The 20,504-nt window shown below is 72.5% G+C and carries 19 protein-coding genes; 13 read left to right on the top strand and 6 right to left on the bottom strand.

The window, feature by feature from the left end:
• Window positions 1–24: 24 nt before the first annotated feature.
• Window positions 25–258 carry an Lrp/AsnC family transcriptional regulator gene (locus CCN72_RS02885; RefSeq protein WP_037654619.1) on the bottom strand — a complete coding sequence of 78 codons (234 nt, stop codon included), beginning with the start codon at window positions 256–258 and terminating at the stop codon, window positions 25–27.
• Window positions 259–512: 254 nt separating this feature from the next.
• Between CCN72_RS02885 and CCN72_RS02880 the strand changes: the two genes are divergently transcribed.
• Both CCN72_RS02880 and thiD read left to right on the top strand, forming a co-directional pair.
• Entirely contained in the window at window positions 513–1,478 is a 966-nt protein-coding gene (locus CCN72_RS02880) for a thiamine-phosphate kinase (protein WP_037654618.1), read from the top strand.
• A complete protein-coding gene (thiD, locus tag CCN72_RS02875) occupies window positions 1,475–2,269 on the top strand; it encodes a bifunctional hydroxymethylpyrimidine kinase/phosphomethylpyrimidine kinase (protein WP_086806186.1) in 795 nt (264 codons plus the stop codon). Before CCN72_RS02880 ends, thiD begins: the two co-directional genes overlap by 4 nt.
• Before the next feature lie 1,055 nt (window positions 2,270–3,324).
• Here thiD and CCN72_RS02870 read toward each other — a convergent pair.
• Window positions 3,325–4,242 (bottom strand): alpha/beta hydrolase, encoded by a 918-nt coding sequence (locus CCN72_RS02870; protein ID WP_086806185.1) that lies wholly within the window; start codon window positions 4,240–4,242, stop codon window positions 3,325–3,327.
• A 42-nt stretch (window positions 4,243–4,284) separates the two neighbouring features.
• On the opposite strand from CCN72_RS02870, the gene CCN72_RS02865 reads away from it, so the two are divergent.
• Window positions 4,285–4,761, top strand: coding sequence for a MarR family winged helix-turn-helix transcriptional regulator (locus tag CCN72_RS02865; RefSeq protein WP_086806184.1), 477 nt, complete (start codon window positions 4,285–4,287; stop codon window positions 4,759–4,761).
• A gap of 116 nt (window positions 4,762–4,877) precedes the next feature.
• Here CCN72_RS02865 and rpmB read toward each other — a convergent pair whose 3' ends face one another.
• Window positions 4,878–5,063: a 50S ribosomal protein L28 gene (gene rpmB, locus CCN72_RS02860; RefSeq protein ID WP_003993230.1), complete on the bottom strand. Its 186-nt coding sequence runs from the start codon at window positions 5,061–5,063 to the stop codon at window positions 4,878–4,880.
• Window positions 5,064–5,330: 267 nt separating this feature from the next.
• Between rpmB and CCN72_RS02855 the strand changes: the two genes are divergently transcribed.
• Window positions 5,331–7,067 (top strand): DAK2 domain-containing protein, encoded by a 1,737-nt coding sequence (locus CCN72_RS02855; protein ID WP_086806183.1) that lies wholly within the window; start codon window positions 5,331–5,333, stop codon window positions 7,065–7,067.
• A 34-nt stretch (window positions 7,068–7,101) separates the two neighbouring features.
• Here the strand turns inward: CCN72_RS02855 and CCN72_RS02850 are convergent, their stop codons facing one another.
• Window positions 7,102–9,963: a hypothetical protein gene (locus CCN72_RS02850; protein WP_086806182.1), complete on the bottom strand. Its 2,862-nt coding sequence runs from the start codon at window positions 9,961–9,963 to the stop codon at window positions 7,102–7,104.
• Window positions 9,956–11,788 (bottom strand): HSP90 family protein, encoded by a 1,833-nt coding sequence (locus CCN72_RS02845; protein WP_086806181.1) that lies wholly within the window; start codon window positions 11,786–11,788, stop codon window positions 9,956–9,958. Before CCN72_RS02845 ends, CCN72_RS02850 begins: the two co-directional genes overlap by 8 nt.
• A 213-nt stretch (window positions 11,789–12,001) precedes the next feature.
• On the opposite strand from CCN72_RS02845, the gene recG reads away from it, so the two are divergent.
• From recG to mutM, 8 genes are all read left to right on the top strand, one after another.
• Window positions 12,002–14,230 (top strand): ATP-dependent DNA helicase RecG, encoded by a 2,229-nt coding sequence (recG, locus tag CCN72_RS02840; protein ID WP_086806180.1) that lies wholly within the window; start codon window positions 12,002–12,004, stop codon window positions 14,228–14,230.
• 106 nt (window positions 14,231–14,336) lie between these two features.
• Window positions 14,337–14,924, top strand: a complete 588-nt coding sequence (gene rsmD / locus CCN72_RS02835; RefSeq protein WP_086806179.1) for a 16S rRNA (guanine(966)-N(2))-methyltransferase RsmD — start codon at window positions 14,337–14,339, stop codon at window positions 14,922–14,924.
• A gap of 26 nt (window positions 14,925–14,950) precedes the next feature.
• Window positions 14,951–15,430: a pantetheine-phosphate adenylyltransferase gene (coaD, locus tag CCN72_RS02830; protein ID WP_216369132.1), complete on the top strand. Its 480-nt coding sequence runs from the start codon at window positions 14,951–14,953 to the stop codon at window positions 15,428–15,430.
• Between the two features lie 64 nt (window positions 15,431–15,494).
• Window positions 15,495–16,667 carry an ATP synthase F0 subunit B gene (locus tag CCN72_RS02825; RefSeq protein ID WP_086806177.1) on the top strand — a complete coding sequence of 391 codons (1,173 nt, stop codon included), beginning with the start codon at window positions 15,495–15,497 and terminating at the stop codon, window positions 16,665–16,667.
• 151 nt (window positions 16,668–16,818) lie between these two features.
• On the top strand, window positions 16,819–17,463 hold the full coding sequence (locus tag CCN72_RS02820; protein ID WP_037654605.1) for a YceD family protein: 645 nt from the start codon (window positions 16,819–16,821) through the stop codon (window positions 17,461–17,463).
• Between the two features lie 2 nt (window positions 17,464–17,465).
• The gene (gene rpmF, locus CCN72_RS02815) at window positions 17,466–17,639 is read left to right on the top strand and encodes a 50S ribosomal protein L32 (RefSeq protein ID WP_003951102.1); all 174 of its coding nucleotides are present in this window, start codon (window positions 17,466–17,468) and stop codon (window positions 17,637–17,639) included.
• 19 nt (window positions 17,640–17,658) lie between these two features.
• Window positions 17,659–18,477, top strand: a complete 819-nt coding sequence (rnc, locus tag CCN72_RS02810; protein ID WP_085566743.1) for a ribonuclease III — start codon at window positions 17,659–17,661, stop codon at window positions 18,475–18,477.
• 113 nt (window positions 18,478–18,590) lie between these two features.
• Entirely contained in the window at window positions 18,591–19,451 is an 861-nt protein-coding gene (gene mutM / locus CCN72_RS02805) for a bifunctional DNA-formamidopyrimidine glycosylase/DNA-(apurinic or apyrimidinic site) lyase (protein WP_086806176.1), read from the top strand.
• On the opposite strand, the gene CCN72_RS02800 is transcribed toward mutM, so the two are convergent.
• On the bottom strand, window positions 19,424–19,819 hold the full coding sequence (locus CCN72_RS02800; protein ID WP_086806175.1) for a winged helix-turn-helix transcriptional regulator: 396 nt from the start codon (window positions 19,817–19,819) through the stop codon (window positions 19,424–19,426). The two genes, mutM and CCN72_RS02800, sit on opposite strands and share 28 nt — an antisense overlap.
• 104 nt (window positions 19,820–19,923) lie before the next feature.
• Here CCN72_RS02800 and CCN72_RS02795 point away from each other — a divergent pair.
• The coding region (locus tag CCN72_RS02795) for a flavodoxin family protein (RefSeq protein WP_107430051.1) at window positions 19,924–20,504 on the top strand (581 nt) is incomplete at its 3' end.

Below are 20,504 nucleotides of genomic sequence, written 5' to 3'. Positions count from 1 at the left end.
TCACCGGCCAAGCGTAGACGGGGGCTACAGATGCACGACCGGGCAGGTCAGGGTGCGGGTGATGCCGTCCACTTGCTGGACCTTGGCGACCACCATGCGACCGAGTTCGTCGACGGTCTCGGACTGGGCGCGCACGATGACGTCGTACGGACCCGTGACGTCCTCGGCCTGGATCACTCCAGGGATCTTGCTGATGGTCTCGGCGACGGTCGACGCCTTGCCGACCTCCGTCTGGATCAGGATGTACGCCTGTACCACGGAACCTCCAGGGCGGCCACGAGGATCATGTGGGGAAAAGGAACGCCACGGTATCGCGTCGCCGCTCCTCGCGGGGAGACCTGCGGGAACCGGGCTTGCGCGCCAGGGTGCAGGCACGACGGAAGTTGACGGTCGTCCGGGACCGTATCGGCGGTCGTTCCCGACCGCGTCGGGGTCATCTCGACGGTATCGGGGACACTGATGAGGCGCGAGTCAGCACGGTCAGGCGAAGGCAGAGAAGGGGAGTCAGGGACATGAAGGGCACGGTTGGTGAGCTCGGGGAATTCGGGCTCATCAGGGAGCTCACCTCCCGTCTCACCACCACTCCGGCGGTCCGTATCGGCCCGGGTGACGACGCCGCCGTGGTGGCCGCGCCGGACCGGCGGGTGGTGGCGAGCACCGACGTCCTGCTGGAGGGGCGGCACTTCCGCCGCGACTGGTCCACGGCCTACGACGTGGGGCGCAAGGCGGCCGCGCAGAACCTCGCGGACATCGCCGCGATGGGCGCCGTACCGACCGCCCTGCTGCTGGGCCTCGTGGTGCCGGCCGAACTCCCGGTCAGCTGGCCGACCGAGATGATGGACGGGCTGCGCGACGAGTGCCAGGTCGCGGGCGCCGCCGTGGTCGGCGGGGACGTCGTACGGGGCGACACCATCATGGTGTCGATCACCGCGCTCGGCGATCTGCGCAACCAGGAGCCGGTGACCCGGGCCGGCGCCCAGCCGGGCGACCTGGTGGCCGTCACGGGCTGGCTGGGCTGGTCCGCGGCCGGTTACGCGGTGCTCTCCCGCGGCTTCCGCTCGCCGCGCGCCTTCGTGGAGGCCCATCGGCGCCCCGAGCCGCCGTACCACGCGGGTCCGGCCGCCGCCGGGCTCGGCGCCACCGCGATGTGCGACGTCAGCGACGGGCTGATCGCCGACCTCGGCCATATCGCCGAGGCCAGCAAGGTCCGTATCGACATCCGCTCCGGTGCGGTCGACGTGCCTACACAGATGAACGACATCGGGCAGGCCGTTGGCGTGGATCCGCTCCAGTGGGTGCTGACCGGGGGAGAGGATCACGCGATCGTGGCGACCTTCCCGCCGGACACCAAGCTCCCGGCCCGCTGGAAGGTCATCGGGGAGGTCCTCAACCCCTCCGCGCTGCCGCAGGTGACGGTGGACGGGGCGCCCTGGACCAGCAGAGGCGGCTGGGACCACTTCGGGGACATAGAACCGTGACCCCGCCCCGGGTGCTCACGGTGGCCGGCTCCGACTCCGGTGGCGGCGCCGGGATCCAGGCCGACCTCAAGACGATGCTCGCGCTCGGCGTCCACGGGATGAGCGTGCTCACCGCCGTGACCGCGCAGAACTCCCTTGGTGTGCAAGGCGTTTGGGAACTCCCGGCCGAGGCCGTGCGGGCCCAGTACCGCAGCGTCGTGGACGACATCGGCGTCCAGGCCGTGAAGACCGGCATGCTGGGCTCGGCCGAACTGGTCGAGACGGTCGCCGAGTTGATCTCCGGGACGGACGCGCCCGCCGTGGTCGACCCGGTCGGCGTCTCCAAGCACGGCGACGCGCTGCTCGCCGACTCTGCCCTGGACGCCATGCGCACCAGGCTGCTCCCGGCGGCCACCGTGGCGACCCCGAACCTGGACGAGGTGCGCCAACTCGCCGGTGTCCAGGTCGAGTCGGAGGACGATCTACGACGGGCCGCGGACGCCGTGCTGGCCTACGGGCCGCGCTGGGTGCTGGTCAAGGGCGGGCATCTGGCCGGTGACGCGGTGGACCTCCTGACGGACGGCACCGCGGCGGGCGAGCATTGGCTGCGCGCGCCCCGCCACGACAACCGGCACACCCACGGCACCGGCTGCACACTCGCCTCCGCCATCGCCTCCGGCCTGGCCCGGGGCCTCACCGTCCCGACGGCGGTCACGGCGGCCAAGGAGTACGTCACCGGGGCGATCGCATCGGGCTTCGCCCTGGGCACGGGCATCGGACCGGTGGACCACGGGTGGCGGTTCAGAACGTGAGGAGGGCTTGGCGGCGGGCGCCGTAGGGGCGTGAGCGAGGGTCTTCGCGGCCGGCGTCGCGCGGGTATGGGTGCGGCGGCCTGCGTGGTGGATGCGTACATGTGAGTTCCGTGTTGTGCACCCCGGGGGTTCGCCCGTGCGGGCCGGGCCGGTGTCTCGGAAGCCGGCCCGCGTGAGCCCGGCGCTGCGCACACCGGACGCTTGCCCGCGCGAGTCCGGGCCCGTGCCCCGGACGCTCGCCGTGTGAGCCGGTCCCGCGTCCCGGGGGTTTGCCCCGTGTGAGCCGGTCCCGCGTCCCGGAGGCCTACCCCGTGTGAGCCGGGCCTGCGCTCCGCCGGGCTCGCCCGCGCGAGTCCGGGCCTGCGCTCAGGCACGGGCGTCGTGCGCGCCGGACCCGCCTGCCGGTCCCGCTTGCCGGGCTGGCTTTCGGATCTGCGGCCGGGATCCGTCTCCCGGGCCGGCTTTCGGTCCTGCCTTCCGGACCCGCCGTTGGGATCCGTCTCCCGGGCCGGTTTCCGGTCCTGTCTTTCGGGCTCGCCGTCGGGGCCCGTCTCCCGGTCCTGCCTTCCGGATCCGCCTCCCGGACCCGCCGTCGGGATCCGCCTCCCGGGCTGGCTTTCGGATCTGCCTTCCGGGCTTGTCTCCGGGGCCCGCCTCCGAGGCCTGCCTTCCGGATCTGCCGCCGGGATCCGTCTGCCGGGCCCGTCTCCCGGGCCGGTTTCCGGTTCTGCCTCCTGGGTCTGCCTTCCGGATCGGCCTCTCGGGCCGGCTTTCGGACCTGCCTTCCGGGCTTGCCGCCGGGGCCTGCCTTCCGGATCCGCCGCTGGGATCCGCCTGCCGGGCCGGTTTCCGGTCCCGTCTCCCGGTCCCGCTTGCCGGGCCGGTTTCCGGACCCCCCACTGGGGCCCGCCGCCGGGGCCCGCCGCCGGGACCCGCCTCCCGGACCGCCTTCCGCATCCGCCACCCGGACCGCCTCCCGGAGGCGCGCCCGGCCGAGCCCGTCCGCGTCCGTCCGAGATGGACCCATGCGGCGGGTCCCCGCGCGTGGGGTGGACCTATGCCGTGGCCGCCGCCGTGGCCGTGCGCAGGCGTTGGTCGAGGAAGAGGGCCGCGCGGTCCAGTGCCTCGTCGGCCTCGTCCAGTTCGTCGGCGAACGCCTGGAACACATGCGGTACGTCGGCCGTGACGTCCAGGATCACATCCACCCCGGCGGCCCGGGCGCGCGCGGCGAGGCGGGTGGAGTCGTCCAGCAGGATCTCGTTGGTGCCCACCTGGAGAAGCATCGGCGGCAGCCCGCTCAGGTCGGCGCAGACGGCCGGGCTGAGCAGCGGCTGGCGCGGATCGGCGCCCGCGAGGTACAGCCTCCCGGTGTGCTCGACGGACGCGCGGGTGAAGAACGGGTCGGCGCCCTCCTTGGTGTCGACGCTCTCACCGGTGCGGGTCGCGTCCAGGCCCGGCGAGAACGCCAGGACCGCGGCGGGCAGCGGCAGCCCCGCGTCCCGGGCGGCCAGGCAGGTGGTGACGGCGAGGCCGCCGCCCGCCGAGTCCCCGGCGAACACCACGGCCGAGGGGTCGGCGCCACCGTCGAGGAGCGCGCGGTAGGCACCGAGCGTGTCCTCGATCGCGGCCGGGAACGGATGCTCGGGGGCCAGCCGGTAGTCCAGCGAGTACGCCGTGCGGCCGGTCCTCGTCACAAGGTGCCCGGTCACCGCGAGCGAGGCCTCGGGGGAGCCGCTCACCCAGCCGCCGCCGTGGAAGTAAAGGATCGTCCCGGCGCGCGGACGGCCCTCGGGTGCCACGCGCAGCGCGGGCCGGTCGCCGAGCGCGGTCCGTGTCGTACGGATGCCGCCGGGCACGGTCATCCCGCTCATCAACGCCTCGAACCCGGCCCGCATCTCCTCGATCGTCCGGGGCCCCTCGGGACGCGGCTGCCGCAGCCTGGCGTCGATCCGGGCGCGCTGTTCCTTGCTCATGGGTGCTCCCCTTCGTCGATAACTGCCCCTACACTATATGCCATGGCATATAAAACGACCGGAGACACCGCCGGGCTCCTGGATTTCTTCTCCGACCTGGTGCGCTGCGAGACGCGGCTGTACAACGCCCTCAACGACCGGCTCCGCGAGCGGCACGGGATCGTGACCTCGCAGTTCGAGGCCCTGCGCTATCTGCGCGACCACGAAGGGGCGCGGGTGGCGGATCTCGCGGCGGAGTTCGCGATCGGCATCGGGGCGACGAGCAAGGGCGTCGACCGGCTGGAGAAACAGGGCTGGGCGGTCCGGGCGCCGAATCCGGCCGACCGCCGCTCCTCCCTGCTGGCCCTGACCGAGGAGGGCACGGAACTCCTCGGCGCGGCGGAGGAGACGTTCGGCGCGACGCTGGCCGAACTGATCACAGGGGTGCTCGACGACGCTTCGACGGCGGCGGCCGCGCAAACCCTCTCAAGGCTTCGTTCCGCCCTCGAACAGCGTCAGGTCGGCATGCCGACGGGCTGATGCGAGGGGGTACGGCAAGGGGGTACGGCAAGGGGGTACGGCAAAAAGCCGGTCCATCCTGAGATGGACCGGCTCAGTGCAGCGAACCAGCAATGGCCGCGCGCTCAGCTGTAGCGTCAGCGCGAGACCTTGCCGGCCTTGATGCACGAGGTGCAAGCGTTCACGCGCTTCGGCGTCCCGCCCACCACGGTACGCACACGCTGGATGTTCGGGTTCCAGCGGCGGGACGTACGGCGGTGCGAGTGCGAGATGTTGTTGCCGAAGCCCGGCCCCTTGCCGCAGACGTCGCAGTTGGCAGCCACGGGTCACTCCAAAGACTTCAGATGCACTTACGGTTGATCCCGGCATGCCGGGATCGAGATCGTACGACCTGAGATCTGGTTGGCGGTGCCAGGGGGAGAGCCCGATGAGATCGGGCAACCGGAGCAGCATAGCAAGCCTGCGTCGGTAGAGCGAAACTACCATGGTCGCGAGGGGTCCCGGCCCCGGCCCACCCCTGGCCCACCTCCGGCGGGCACCGTCCCGGGGTCTACGCTGCGACCACGTCAAGCAGGCTCAGGGAGGCGCAGGTGGCGCAGGTGCCGCAGACATTCCTCGATGGTCTCGCGGTGCGCACCTGGTGCGGTCTGGCCCTGCGCGCGCTGGGACGGGCACGTGCGGAGATCGACGCGATCAACGTCTATCCGGTGGCCGACGGCGACACCGGGACCAACCTCTATCTGACCGTGGAGTCCGCCGCGACGGCCGTGGAGGCCGTGTTCGCCGGGTACGAGACACAGCCCGCGTACGAGACACAGCCCGCCGGTCCCACCCTCGCGGACGCGGTGCGTGCGATGGCTCACGGGGCGCTCATCGGTGCCCGGGGCAACTCCGGCACGATCCTCGCGCAGCTGCTGCGCGGCATGGCCCAGGTGCTCGCGGCGGACGGCGCGCAGCCGCGCTGCGACGGGCCCGCGCTGCGGCTCGCCCTGCGCCGGGCCGCCGATTCCGCGCGGCAGGCGGTGGCGCATCCCGTCGAGGGCACGGTGCTGACGGTCGCCTCGGCCGCCGCCGACGCCGCCGAGCGGGTGGACGGCGACTGCGGGACGGTCGTACGGGCCGCCCACGAGGGCGCCCGCGCGGCCCTGGCGGCGACCCCGTCCCAGCTGGGCGTCCTGGCGCGGGCCGGGGTGGTCGACGCGGGGGGCAGCGGTCTGGTGGCGGTGCTCGGCGCGCTGGTGGAGGCGTGCACGGGGGAGACGGTGGACACCGAAGCGGACCGCCCGGCCGCGACACCGAACGCCTTGCCCGACCCCGACCCCGACCCCGAATCCGAGACCGAGGCCGAACCCGCCTCCGATGCCGACGCCGATGCCGACGCCGGGGCCTGCGCCGCCGAGGACGGTGGCCCCGCCTTCGAGGTGATCTACCTCCTGGAGGCCGACGACACCGCCGTGGCCCGGCTGCGCACCCGGCTCGACGCCCTCGGCGACTCCCTGGTCGTCGTCGGCGGCGACGGGCTGTGGAACGTCCATGTGCATGTGGACGACGCCGGTGCCGCCGTGGAGGCGGGCGTGGAGGCCGGGCGCCCGTACCGGATCAGGATCACGCACTTCGGGCTCGGCGATGTGCACACCGGTGGGCCGCGGCCGCCGCGCGAGCGGGCCCAGCGCGCGGTGGTGGCCGTCGTACCGGGTCAGGGTCTTGCCGAGCTGTACGCCGAGGCCGGCGCGACCACCGTGCTCGCGCGGCCCGGGGAGCCGCCCGCCAGCGGGGAGTTGCTGGCGGCGGTGCGACGGGCCCACGCGCGCGAGGTCGTGCTGCTGCCCAACGACGCCGAGCTGCGCGACACCGCGGCCGCGGCGGCCGAGCAGGCGCGTACCGAGGGGGTCCGGGTGGCGCTGATCCCGACCCGCTCGGCGGTACAGGGCATCGCGGCGCTCGCGGTGTCCGAGCCGGGGCGCCGGTTCGACGAGGACGTCGTCCAGATGACCTCGGCCGCGGGCGCCACCCGCTACGGGGAGGTCGTCGTCGCCGAGCACCGCTCCTGGACGACGGCCGGGATCTGCCAGGCCGGGGACGTGCTCGGGCTGATCGACGGCGATGTGGCGGTGATCGGCGCGGACGTCACCGCCACCGCCGAGACCGTCCTGGACCGTATGCTCCAGGCCGGCGGCGAACTGGTCACCCTCGTCATCGGCGACGAAGCCCCCGAGACCGTCGCCGCCCATCTGGAGACCCGGGTAAGGGAGTCCTACCTGGCCGTCGACACGGCGGTCTACCGGGGCGGCCACCAGGGAGCACTGCTGCTCATCGGCGTGGAGTGAGCACACCGCCCCCTCCCGCAGACCGAGCCCCCGTTCACTCGGCCGTTCCGAGCAGCCGGGCGGCCGCCGCGCGTCGGGTCCGGACGGTCTCGTCCGTCTCGTCCGCGTTCCCGTAGGCGGCCAGTACGGCGTGGGCGCGGGCTGCCGTCTCCTCGGGGTGGCCCAGCTCCGTCGCCAGTTCGGCCGCGGCGAGTTCGGCGGCGGTGCGGTCGTGCAGTCCGGCGGGGCCGAGGGAGCCGAACAGGGTGATCGCCCGCTCGAAGTGGACCCCGCCAGGGCCCCCGGCCTGGGCGAGGAGGTCGCCGAACTGGCGGTGGGTCTGGGCCAGTTCACGGGTCAGGCTGCCCACGGCGCGGGAGTCCGCCGTGTTCTCCAGTGCCTCCTCGCACACCGCCACGGCCTCCGTCATCAGCCCCTCGGCCGCCGCCGTCCCGGAGTCCTCGCGCAGCGCCAGCCATGCGCGGGCCCGCAGGGAGCGGACGAGGAGACGGGTGTCGCCGAGGGCGCGCCACAGCTCGCCCGCGCGGGCATAGGCCCGGTCGGCCTCCGCGACCAGGCCCGCGCTGCCCAGGGAGTCCGCGGCGAGGTGCGCGAGCGTGGCGTGGTCGCGCTGCTCGGGCCAGTGCCGGGCGATGTCGGCGGCCAGCAGCCGCTGCTCGGCCGCCGTCCGGTGCTCGCCCAGCTCCTCAAGGCAGTCCCCGAGCCACCAACGCGCCTGTACGACGGCCCCGTCACCGTGGGTCTCGGCGCGCAGGTCGGCCAGCGCCGACTCCAGCACCTCGGCCGCCTCCGCGCACCGCCCCTGCCGCAGCAGATATCCGCCCAGCTGCTGCCGCGCCCAGGCTCCCGACGTGCCGGACTCCCCGGCCTCGTCCGCCCAGTACGTGGCGTGCAGCGCGTGTTCCGCGGCGGCGGCGACCTCACCGCGCCCGGCCGTCAACTCGGCTATTCGCAGATGCAGTTGGACCTGTCCGGCCGGTTCCAGGTACGGGCCGCCGTGCTCCAGCGCCGCCCGCAGCGCTCGCTCGGCCTCCGCCCGGTCACCGGCCTCCTCGGCGAGCGCGGCGACCTGGACCTCGTACTCCACCGCACACCACGGCACCCCGGCGCGCACATACTCCGCGACGGCCCGCCGGAGCAGTTCCGCCGCCCCCGCGCGGTCCCCGGCGGCCCCGGCCAGTTCGGCGAGCATCCCCCAGGACTCGGCGACCCGCGCCACCAGCCGGGCATCCCCCTCGTCCGGTGTGCCGTGCCCCTCGACCAGGGCCGGCACCTCGCGCACCGCGGCCTCCGCGTCCCGGGCGGGACCCGTGCCGGTGCGCGCCCGGTGCATCAGGATCCGCGCCCTGCTCATCAGGACCGACGCGGTCTGCCGTACCCCGGTGGCCTCGGCGGCGTACAGCGCCCGGACCTCCTCGGACAGGCCGGTCACCCGGGCCAGGGCTGTGTCCTGTTCGCCCCGCAGCGCGTGGAAGTAGGCGCCCCGGGCCCGTGCCGCCAGCGCCTCGCCGGGGTCGCCCGCCACCGCGTACAGCTCGGCCGCCCGCTCGAACAGCTCGGCGCCCTCGGGGCCCCGGGACATCGCCTCATGGTCGGCGACCAACGCGCGGTCCGCCGGGGCGAGTTCACCGTCACCGGCGGCCCGCGCCACCGCGGCCCAGGCGTCCACCGCCTCCGGACGCAGGGTGTCCGCCAGCCGGTGCGCCTCGGCGAGCAGGGCGGGGAGTGACGTTTCGGCGGCCGGGGCCGGCGGGGTGGCGGCCGCCGGAGCGGCCGCCGTGCGCAACGTGCGGACGCCCAGCGGAAGCCGGTCCACCAGTGGCCGCCGGGCCATCCGTGCCCGCGTCCGGTCGCCGACGTACGACGTGCCGTTGCGCGCGTCGAACAGCTCGGCCAGCGCCAGCGCCTCCGTGCGGGCGTGGGCCGCGAGGTCCCGTGCGGTCCAGGCGCGCCCGGCGGGGCCCGGCACCGGCTCGGCGCCGAGGCCCAGCTCGGTCAGGCGGCCGGTCAGCAGGGTCACCACGGCCAGGAAGTCCAGCCGGCTGCGCGGATGCCCGGTGTCCGTGAAATAGGCGGGCCGCTCGGCCAGCAGCTCAAGGCCGCGCGCCTCGTTGCCGCTCAGCGCGCAGAACTCCACGTGCTCGGCGTACGCGGCCCGCATGCTCTCCATGGGCCGCACCAGCCGCAGCCCCCGCAGATGGTGCGCCCGGGCCTCCTCCGCGCGGCCCAGCCGCAGCAACGGGACCAGGGACGCGGCGAGCACCGAGTGCGGCTCGTGCGCACAGCTGAACTCGCCCTCCAGCACCGGCCGCCACGCGGTGAGCGCCGCCGCGTCCCGGCCCCGCTCCACCTGCCACAGCCCCTGCCCGTACAGCTCGCAGGCATGGCAGTCGGCCATCTCGTCCCGGTCGGCGGCCAGCCACGCGGCGTACGCCCGCTCCGCCCGCGCCAGGTCCCCGACATGCGCGGCCACGCTGAACTCGGCACCGCGCACGGCCCGTTCGGAGTACCCGGCGAGCCGGTAGCGGCGCTCCATCTCGCCCAGCCACTTCTCGATCGAGGCGAGCGGGATGTGCGGCTGGTCCAGCATGCCCGCCGACATCCACTTGAAGACCCAGTGCAGCGAGTGCGTCTCGTAGGCGTCGAAGTCCCCGGGCCGCTCGTCCCACAGGCGCAGCAGCCGCGCGAAGGGGACGAACATCTTGTCCTTCTCGGAGCTGTAGTTGTAGACGCTCAACTGGTGCCCGAGCGCCTCGATGACAGCCAGCGGAACATTCAACCCCTCGGCCGCGGCGAGCAGTTGCTCCGCGCGGGCGTTGCGGGCCGGGCCCTCGGGCCGCTCGGCGTTCTCCGCCATCGCCCGGCGCAGCGCCGCAAGGTCGGTGATCTCAGTCATCGGCCGTCCCCCGTGTCGCCCACTCCAGCAGATCGATGAACGCGCGGTTGAGCAGCGCGGAGTCCGTGGGCCGCAGCGGCCGTTGCGCCATCAGCAGCGCCTGCCCGTACAGCGACTCGACCGCGGTGCCGATCAGTTCCGCGTCGTCCAGTGAACTCACCCTGCGGATCAGCGGGTTGAGATGGTTGAGCACCAGCCGGGCGCGCGGCGCGCTGCCGCGCAGCGAACCCAGGATGCCCGCCCACAGATCGTCGGCCTGCTCCTCGGCGTCCGCCCGGGCCTGCTCGTGCCGGGCCGCCCGGTCGTCCAGGTGCAGCGCGGGCACCGACAGCGGATGGAAGGCGCGCAGTACGACATCGCAGCCCAGCGGGTCCAGCTTCGCCCGCGCCGCCGCCAGGAACCCGGTGAGCAGCAGCTCCACGCCCGGCTCGACGCCGTCCAGATGCGCGGTCACGGTGTCCGCGTCCAGCTCGGCGACCACCGTCCCCGGCCGCACCGACGGCAGCGCCTCGATCAGCTCGCTGTCGTACGTGTAACCGCCGTTGACCACGCCCACGCCCTGCGCCGAGGCGATCGCCGCGACCTGCCGGTATTCCTCGACGCCCCGGGTGAAGTGCACCACCGGGTGCCGGCGCGCGAACTCCTCCAGCGACACCTGCCCGTCGGTCGTCTCGAACGGCAGCCACGGCAGCATCGTGCGCAGCATCTCGTGGTCGTGCCGGGCCAGCGACTTGACGCCGAGGTGATGCACCGCGAGGAACGCCGCGAGCCGCTCCGGGTCACCGGCCGCGAGCCCGGTCAGCCAGTCGCGGATCCGCTCGCCGAGCGCCTCCCGCACGGCGGCCAGCGTCTCGTCCTCGTACAGCGACTCGCGCGAGGCGGTCGGCCGCAGGCTGTCGGTGTCCAGCACACAGCGCACGAAGAACGCCCAGTCGGGCAGCAGCTGTTCGGCCCGCTCGGTCAGCAGCATCCCCTTGAGATGCACCCGGTGCGTCGCCCGCTGCGCCGGACTCACCGCCGACGGCAGTACATACGCCACCCCGCGGATCCCGGCCAGCGGCACCTCCAGGTCGATCGAGTCCAGCGGGGTGAACCCGAACAGCCCGTGACAGTGCCGGGCCAGCGCCACCCGGCGCGCGCCGGGGCTCGGATACGGCCGGTCCCAGGGCGCGGGCAGCTCGGTGATCCGCTCCTCGCCCACCCGGACGTCGTACGGCAGCAGCGCGCCGAAGTCCCGGGCCAGCGCGCGCACCCGCTCCGGCGCGAGCCACTCGGCCGCCCCGGGCCGCGGCGTGAGCTGCACCGTCGTACCGGGCTCGGGCCGCGCCGCGTCGGGCAGGGTCCGCACGGTGTACGAGCCGTCGTCCCGCGCCGTCCACTCCACCGGCGGCGCGTCCGGGGTGCGGGCGCTGCGGCTGACCACGCGGATCCGCTCGGCGACGACGAAGCAGGCGAGCAGGCCGATGCCGAACTGGCCGAGGAAATCGGAGCGGGCCTCCTGGAGCCCCTCGGCGCGCTTGGAGCTGCGCCCGATGGTCGCCAGCAGTTCGTGCACGTCCGACTCGGTGAGCCCGATGCCGCTGTCCTCCACCCGCAGGCCGCCGTCCGCCGTGTGCAGCCGGACCAGCGCCGGGGCGTCGGGGGTGAGGGCCCGGCGGGCGGTGACGGCGTCCACGGCGTTCTGGAGCAGCTCGCGCAGGTAGACCTTCGGGCTGGAGTAGAGGTGATGGGAGAGGAGATCGACCAGACCGCGCAGATCGACCTGGAACGTGTGAGGAGGAGGCGACTGGGAGGACTGGGATGACTGTGAGGTCTGGGAATCCATCGTCACTGCGCCGGAGGGGAAGGACGCGGCGCGGGGTAGGGCGGTCCCGCAGCGAAGGGCGGTGACCGCGAAGGACGGCCGGAACGCGTCATCCTAGGGCCCCGGCCACCGGGCCGACCAGGGGTTTCCGGGATCCGTAAGGCATTGTGTACGGCAGCCCGTGCCGAACCCGCAGGGCAGGCGTCTACGGCATTGTCAGTGCGGTGGTGTGCAATGGATCTCGTGCCCGCACTGGAAGAACCACTGAAACAGCCACTGAAGTCAGTGCTCGGCCCCGCCACCGCGAAGGTGATGGCCGAGCACCTCGGCCTGCACACCGTCGGCGACCTCCTGCACCACTACCCGCGCAGATACGAGGAGCGCGGCCAGCTCACCCACCTCGCCGACCTCCCCATGGACGAGCATGTCACCGTGGTCGCCCAGGTCGCCGACGCCCGTCTGCACTCCTTCGCCTCCTCCCGGGCGCCCCGCGGCAAGGGCCAGCGCCTGGAGGTCACCATCACCGACGGCAGCGGCCGCCTCCAGCTGGTGTTCTTCGGCAACGGCGTGCACAAGCCGCACAAGGACCTGCTGCCGGGCACCCGCGCGATGTTCGCCGGCAAGGTCTCCGTCTTCAACCACCGCCTCCAGCTCGCCCATCCCGCCTACGAGTTGCTGCGCGGCGACGGCGAGGAGGCCGTGGAGACCTGGGCGGGCTCCCTGATCCCGCTCTACCCGGCCACCGCCAAACTGGAGTCCTGGAAGATCGGCAAGGCGGTGCAGACGGTCCTGCCCGCCGCCCAGGAGGCCCTCGACCCGCTGCCGCCCGCCCTGCGCGAGGGCCGCGGACTGCTCCCGCTCCCCGAGGCCCTGCTCAAGATCCACCGCCCGGCCACCAAGGCCGACATCGCGGACGCCCGGGCCCGCCTCAAGTGGGACGAGGCGTTCGTCCTCCAGGTCGCCCTCGCCCGCCGCCGGTACGCGGACGCCCAGCTCCCGGCGGTCGCCCGCCGCCCCCGGGCCGACGGCCTCCTCACCGCCTTCGACGACCGGCTGCCGTTCACCCTCACCGAGGGCCAGCAGAAGGTCTCCCGCGAGATCTTCGCCGACCTCGCCACCGAACACCCCATGCACCGGCTCCTCCAGGGCGAGGTCGGCAGCGGCAAGACGCTCGTCGCCCTGCGCGCCATGCTCGCCGTGGTCGACGCGGGCGGGCAGGCCGCCCTGCTCGCGCCCACCGAGGTACTGGCCCAGCAGCACCACCGGTCGGTCACCGAGATGATGGGCGACCTCGCCGAGGGCGGCATGCTGGGCGGCACCGAGCACGCCACCAAGGTGGTGCTGCTCACCGGCTCCATGGGCGCCGCGGCCCGCCGCAAGGCCCTGCTGGACCTGGCCACCGGCGAGGCCGGCGTCGTCATCGGCACCCACGCCCTGATCGAGGACAAGGTCCAGTTCCACGACCTCGGCCTGGTCGTCGTGGACGAACAGCACCGCTTCGGCGTGGAGCAGCGCGACGCCCTGCGCGGCAAGGGCAAACAGCCCCCGCACCTCCTGGTCATGACCGCCACCCCGATCCCGCGCACGGTCGCCATGACCGTCTTCGGCGACCTGGAGACCTCCGTCCTCGACCAGCTCCCGGCGGGCCGCTCCCCGATCGCCAGCCATGTCGTCCCGGCCGCCGACAAACCCCACTTCCTGTCCCGCGCCTGGGAGCGGGTGCGCGAGGAGGTGGAGAACGGCCATCAGGCGTACGTCGTCTGCCCCCGCATCGGGGACGACATCGAGGAAGCGGCCGATCCGAAGAAGGCCGCCAAGAAGAAGTCAGCCGAGGACGAGGCCGAGAAGCGGCCCCCGCTCGCGGTCCTCGACGTGGCCGACCAGCTGGCCAAGGGCCCCCTCCAGGGCCTGCGGGTCGAGGTGCTGCACGGCCGTATGCACCCCGACGACAAGGACGCCGTGATGCGCCGCTTCGCCGCGGGCGACACCGACGTCCTGGTCGCCACCACGGTCATCGAGGTGGGCGTGAACGTCCCGAACGCCACCGCGATGGTCATCATGGACGCCGACCGCTTCGGCGTCTCCCAGCTCCACCAGCTGCGCGGCCGGGTGGGCCGCAGCTCGGCGCCCGGCCTGTGCCTCCTGGTCACCGAGATGCCCGAGGCCAGTGCCGCCCGCCAGCGCCTGAACGCGGTCGCGGCCACCCTCGACGGCTTCGAGCTCTCCCGTATCGACCTCGAACAGCGCCGCGAGGGCGACGTCCTCGGCCAGGCCCAGTCCGGCGCCCGCTCCAGCCTGCGCGTCCTTGAGGTGATCGAGGACGAGGAGGTCATCGCGGAGGCCCGCAGCGAGGCGATGGCCCTGGTGACGGCGGACCCGGACCTGGACCATCTGCCGGGGCTGCGCACCGCATTGGACGCGCTCCTGGACGAGGAGAGGGAGCAGTACCTGGAAAAGGGCTGAGGTATGCCGGCCCAGGGGCGCGGGGCCGTATCGGACGTGCGGCTGCCGCCGCGGGGCGCCACCAGCCACAATGAACGCTGTAACCACCCACGACGAAGGACCGAACATGACCCGCGTGATCGCCGGCGCAGCCGGCGGACGTCGCCTGGCAGTCCCGCCGGGAACCGGCACCCGGCCGACCTCCGACCGCGCACGCGAAGGTCTCTTCTCCACCTGGCAGTCCCTCCTCGGCGGCCCCCTGCAAGGCGAACGCGTCCTCGACCTCTACGCCGGCTCCGGCGCCGTCGGCCTGGAAGCCCTCTCCCGCGGCGCGGGCCACACCCTGCTCGTGGAGGCCGACGCCCGCGCCGCGAGGACCGTCCGCGAGAACGTGCGGAACCTGGGCCTTCCCGGCGCCGAGGTCAGAGCGGGCAAAGCGGAACAGGTCATCAGGACCGCGCCCCCCGCCACCCCGTACGACCTGGTCTTCCTCGACCCTCCGTACGCCGTCACCGACGACGATCTTCGCGAGATTCTCCTCACACTCCGCTCGGAGGGGTGGCTAGGGAAGGACGCGCTGGTCACCGTGGAGCGCAGCACCAGAGGCGGTGAATTCCGGTGGCCGGACGGCTTCGAGGCGATCCGGTCCCGTCGCTACGGCGAGGGAACGTTTTGGTACGGTCGCGCCGCCTCTACGTGCGAAGACGCACGATGACCGGACCGGAGAGCGAGGGATCACTAGTGCGCCGCGCCGTCTGTCCCGGGTCGTTCGACCCGATCACCAATGGACATCTCGACATCATCGCCCGGGCCTCCCGGCTGTACGACGAGGTCTACGTCGCGGTGATGATCAACCAGTCCAAGAAGGGCCTGTTCGAGGTCGACGAGCGGATCGAGCTGATCCGCGACGTCACCTCGGAGTTCGCCAACGTACGGGTGGAGACCCACCACGGCCTTCTCGTGGACTACTGCAAGCAGCGCGACATCCCCGCCATCGTCAAGGGCCTGCGCGCCGTCAGCGACTTCGACTACGAGCTCCAGATGGCCCAGATGAACAACGGCCTGACCGGCGTCGAGACGCTGTTCGTGCCGACCAACCCCACCTACAGCTTCCTGTCCTCCTCGCTCGTCAGGGAGGTCGCGGCCTGGGGCGGCGACGTCTCCCACCTGGTGCCGCCGCAGGTCCTCGCGGCCCTCAACAGGCGGCTGCGCAAGGACTGATGGGACTTGGGACTACAGTCGTCCCGTCCGTCTCCGATCCGGCTGTAGGAAGTGGCGAGCACAGGTGGACGTGCAGAAGAAGCTCGACGAGATCGTCTCCGCGGTCGCCGGTGCACGGGCCATGCCCATGTCGGCGTCCTGCGTGATCAACCGCGCCGACCTGCTCGCGATGCTGGAAGAGGTGCGCCAGGCCCTGCCCGGCTCCCTCGCGCAGGCGCAGGAGCTGATCGGCGACCGGGAGCAGATGGTCGAGCAGGCCCGCCAGGAGGCCGACCGGATCATCGAGACCGCGCACGCCGAGCGCGGCTCGCTGGTCTCCGGCACCGAGGTCGCCCGCCGCTCCCAGGCCGAGGCCGACCGGATCCTCGCCGAGGCCCGCCAGGAGGCCGAGGAGGTGCGCGCCGAGGCCGACGACTACGTCGACTCCAAGCTCGCCAACTTCGAGGTCGTCCTCACCAAGACCCTGGGCTCGGTCGGCCGGGGCCGCGAGAAGCTCCTCGGCACCGGCCCGGGCGTGGACGAGAACGGCTACGAGGACGAGGACGCCCCCGAGCGCAGCCTCGACCCCGAGACGCTGCGGCACAACGCCGACGCGTACGTGGACACCAAGCTGGGCGCCTTCGAGGCGGTGCTCGCCAAGACCCTGGAGGCGGTCGGCCGCGGCCGGCAGAAGCTGCACGGCCGGATCGCCACCGACGACCTCGGCGCCCTCGCCGACGACACCACGACCTTCCAGCACTCCAGCGACGCCGACTACCTCGCCGACCTGGCCGCCCTCTCGGACACCCCGGCCGAGCGCCCGGCGGCCCGGCAGGAGCAGCCGTCGTACGAGCCCCGCACGGAGCGGCCCGCGTACGAACCGGCGGCCGAGCCCGGGTACGACCGGCAGCCCGAGCAGCCGGGATACGACCAGCGGCCCGAGCAGCCGTCGTACGAGCCGCAGCCCGCCTACGGCGCCTACGACCAGCAGCAGGGCGCCTACACCGGCTTCCCGCAGCAGGCCGGCTACGGGGGGCAGGACCCGTACGGCTACCAGCAGCAGGCCGACCCCTATACGTACCAGAGCGGCTATGTGCAGCAGGGCGGCTACGACCCCCAGCAGCAACAGCTGCCCCAGGAGTCGCAGCAGTCCCAGCCGCAGCAGGACTACGCCCTGGACGAGACCAGCCTCTTCGACACCGGCATGATCAGCGCGGAGCAGCTGCGGGCGTACGAGCAGGGCCGCGGTACCCGCTGACGGGGCCGGATTGGGCCCTGGGCGCAAGGTCCAGTATCCTGGCTCTTCGGTCGCGCGTGCCCTGACGCTCGCGTACGGAATTGCCCGCGACCACACTGCCCGGAAACACCGACGGGCGGTGTCCCTTCGAGTACGTAGATCGAAAGCAGGAATGGCCTCCAACGCCCGCCTCGACCACCGCAACCCCCTCGTGTTCGACACTCACGAGCTGGGTCGGCGTCCTGGCGCGCTACAGCGGCTCACCCGCGAGATCGACGCCCCGAGGGATCTCGGCATCCCGGGAGTCATCGAAGTGCCGGAAGGCGCCCCGATGGAACTCGGCCTCCGACTCGAGTCGGTCATGGAAGGGGTGCTTGTCACAGGCACCGCCCGTGCCACGGCCGAGGGGGAGTGCGTAAGGTGTCTGGAGCCGGTCGAGCTGGAGCTCGAAGCGGACTTCCAGGAGATGTTCTCGTACCCTGACGCCGACGACCGGGGCCGTGTGATCGCGGAACCGGGCGACGACGCCGAGGACGACGAGGACAGGCTCTTCATCGAGGACGGTCTTTTCGACCTCGAACCTGTGCTGCGTGATGCGGTGGTGCTCGCACTGCCGATGCAGCCGGTGTGCCAGGAAGACTGCCCGGGTCTGTGCTCCGAGTGCGGAGCCCGGCTCGCGGACGACCCGGAACACCATCATGACGCCGTCGACATCCGTTGGGCGGCTTTGCAGGGACTCGCCGGCACCACGACGGACGGCGAGAAGGACGAGATGAGCGGCGCCGAAGCGGGCGTCGACGAGAAGCAGGAGAAGTAGCCGTGGCTGTTCCGAAGCGGAAGATGTCGCGCAGCAACACGCGCCACCGCCGGTCGCAGTGGAAGGCTGCGGTCCCCACCCTGGTTGCGTGCGAGCGCTGCCACGAGCCCAAGCAGCAGCACATCGCGTGCCCGTCTTGCGGCACCTACAACAAGCGCCAGGTCCTCGAAGTCTGAGCGGTTGGTGAGAGGCCCGATGACAGACGCGAAAGCAGCTGGTCCCCGTCAGCGCGGGGGTAGCTCACCGGCCTCGTCCCACACAGTTCTGGAAGGGCGGCTCGGCTACCAGGTCGAGTCCGCCCTTCTGGTGCGTGCGCTCACCCACCGTTCCTACGCGTACGAGAACGGCGGTCTGCCGACGAACGAGCGGCTGGAGTTCCTCGGGGACTCCGTGCTCGGCCTCGTCGTCACGGACACGCTGTATCGCACCCACCCCGACCTGCCCGAGGGCCAACTGGCCAAGCTGCGGGCCGCGGTGGTCAATTCGCGTGCGCTGGCGGAGGTGGGGCGCGGCCTCGACCTCGGCGCCTTCATCCGGCTCGGCCGGGGTGAAGAGGGCACGGGTGGCCGGGACAAGGCGTCCATCCTCGCCGACACCCTTGAAGCGGTGATCGGCGCGGTCTATCTCGACCAGGGCCTCGACGCGGCGTCCGAGCTGGTGCACCGGCTCTTCGACCCGCTGATCGAGAAGTCCTCCAACCTGGGCGCGGGCCTGGACTGGAAGACGTCGCTCCAGGAGCTGACCGCGATCGAGGGACTCGGCGTGCCCGAGTACCTGGTCACGGAGACCGGCCCCGACCACGAGAAGACCTTCACTGCTGCCGCCCGCGTCGGAGGCGTCTCGTACGGCACCGGCACCGGCCGCAGCAAGAAGGAGGCGGAGCAGCAGGCCGCCGAGTCCGCCTGGCGTGCCATCAAGGCCGCCGCGGACGAGCGCGCCAAGGCGGCGACGGAGGCCGAACAGGCCGTCGTACAAGCCGCCGAGGACGACGACACGTCGTCCGCCACCGCCTGACGAAACAGCACGACAAGCAGCACCGAGCGCCCGCCCCACCGATTCCGGACGGGGCGGGCGTTTCCTCTACCGCGCCCCGCTGTCTCGTACAGCGCTTTTCCCTGGGGGTTCCGATGCCCGAGTTGCCCGAGGTCGAGGTCGTCCGGCGGGGGCTGGCGCGGTGGGTGGCCCATCGCACCGTCGCCGAGACCGAGGTGCTGCACCCGCGTGCCGTGCGCCGCCATGTGGCCGGCGGCGAGGACTTCGCGCACCGGCTCAAGGGGCATCACATCGGCGACCCCAGCCGGCGTGGCAAGTATCTGTGGCTGCCGCTGGAGGAGACGAACCAGTCGGTGCTCGCGCACCTCGGGATGAGCGGACAGCTGCTGGTGCAGCCGCAGGAGACGCCCGACGAGAAGCATCTGCGGATCCGGATCCGGTTCGCCGACTCGCTCGGCACCGAGCTGCGGTTCGTGGACCAACGCACCTTCGGCGGGCTGTCGTTGCACGACAACACCCCGGACGGGCTGCCCGACGTCATCGCGCACATCGCCCGCGACCCGCTCGACGCGCTGTTCGACGACGACGCCTTCCACCAGGCCCTGCGCCGCAAGCGCAGCACCGTCAAACGGGCCCTGCTGGACCAGTCGTTGATCAGCGGGGTCGGCAACATCTACGCGGACGAGGCCCTTTGGCGCGCCCGTATCCACTACGAGCGGCCGACCGCCCACTTCACCCGCCCGGTCACGGCCGAACTCCTCGGCCACATCAGGGACGTGATGAACGCGGCCCTCGCCGTCGGCGGCACCAGCTTCGACAGCCTGTACGTCAACGTCAACGGCGAGTCGGGCTACTTCGACCGTTCGCTCGACGCCTACGGCCGCGAGGGCGAGCCCTGCCGCCGCTGCGGCACCCCCATGCGGCGCCGCCCGTGGATGAACCGCTCCAGCTACTTCTGCCCGAAGTGTCAGCGGGCGCCGCGCGCCGCGTCGTAACGCTCGCGCGAGGCCAGTACCTCGTCCATGGCGCCCTCCACGCATGCGATGAGGGCGAGCAGGCGCCTGGCGACCTCGCGGCCGAGCGGGGTCAGCTCGTAGTCGACGCGGGGCGGGTTGGTCGGCTGGGCCTCGCGGTGCACCAGCCCGTCGCGCTCCAGCGCGTGCAGGGTCTGGGAGAGCATCTTCTCGCTCACCCCGTCGACGCGGCGGCGCAGCTCATTGAAGCGCAGTGAGCCCTCGGACAGCGCGCCGAGGGTCAGTCCGCCCCAGCGGCCCGTGACGTTCTCCAGCGTGCAGCGGGAGGGGCATGCCTTGGCGAAGACGTTGTAGGCGAGCTCGTCGGGATCCTGGGGGCGTGCGGTCATGACACCAGGATACGCCCATGCAGCGCTAACTGGTGGGTTGCACTAACTTCTGGTTAGTGCTTTCCTTTGGTCATCGTTACTGAGCTGCCCTTTCGAGGAGAGTCATGACCGCCCCCGTTCTTTCCATTGCCTACCACTCGGGCTACGGCCACACCGCCGTCCTCGCCGAGGCCGTCCGCGCCGGTGCCGTCGCGGCGGGTGCCGAGGCGCACCTGATCAAGGTGGACGAGATCACCGAGGAGCAGTGGGGGATACTCGACCGCTCGGACGCGATCGTCTTTGGCTCGCCCACCTACATGGGCACCGCCTCCGGTGCCTTCCATGTCTTCGGCGAGGCGACCTCCTCGCGCTGGGCCGGCCAGGACTGGTCGGACAAGCTGGCCGCCGGCTTCACCAACTCGGGCTCCAAGAGCGGCGACAAGCTGCACACGCTCCAGTTCTTCCAGACGCTCGCCGCGCAGCACGGCATGCACTGGGTGAACCTCGGTCTGCTCCCGGGCTGGAACAGCAGCACCGCCTCCGAGAACGACCTCAACCGTCTCGGCTTCTTCGCCGGTGCCGCCGCCCAGACCGACACCGACCAGGGCCCGGAGGGCGTGCACAAGGCGGACATCGCCACCGCCGAGCACCTCGGGCGCCGGGTGACGGAGACCGCGCGGACGTTCGCGCGGTCTCCGTCACCCGG

This window comes from Streptomyces murinus, assembly GCF_002154555.1.
GTDB classification, from domain to species: Bacteria; Actinomycetota; Actinomycetes; order Streptomycetales; family Streptomycetaceae; genus Streptomyces; species Streptomyces murinus.
The sequence above is the reverse complement of the archived record's forward strand: the minus strand, read 5'-3'. Positions and strand labels throughout refer to the sequence as shown.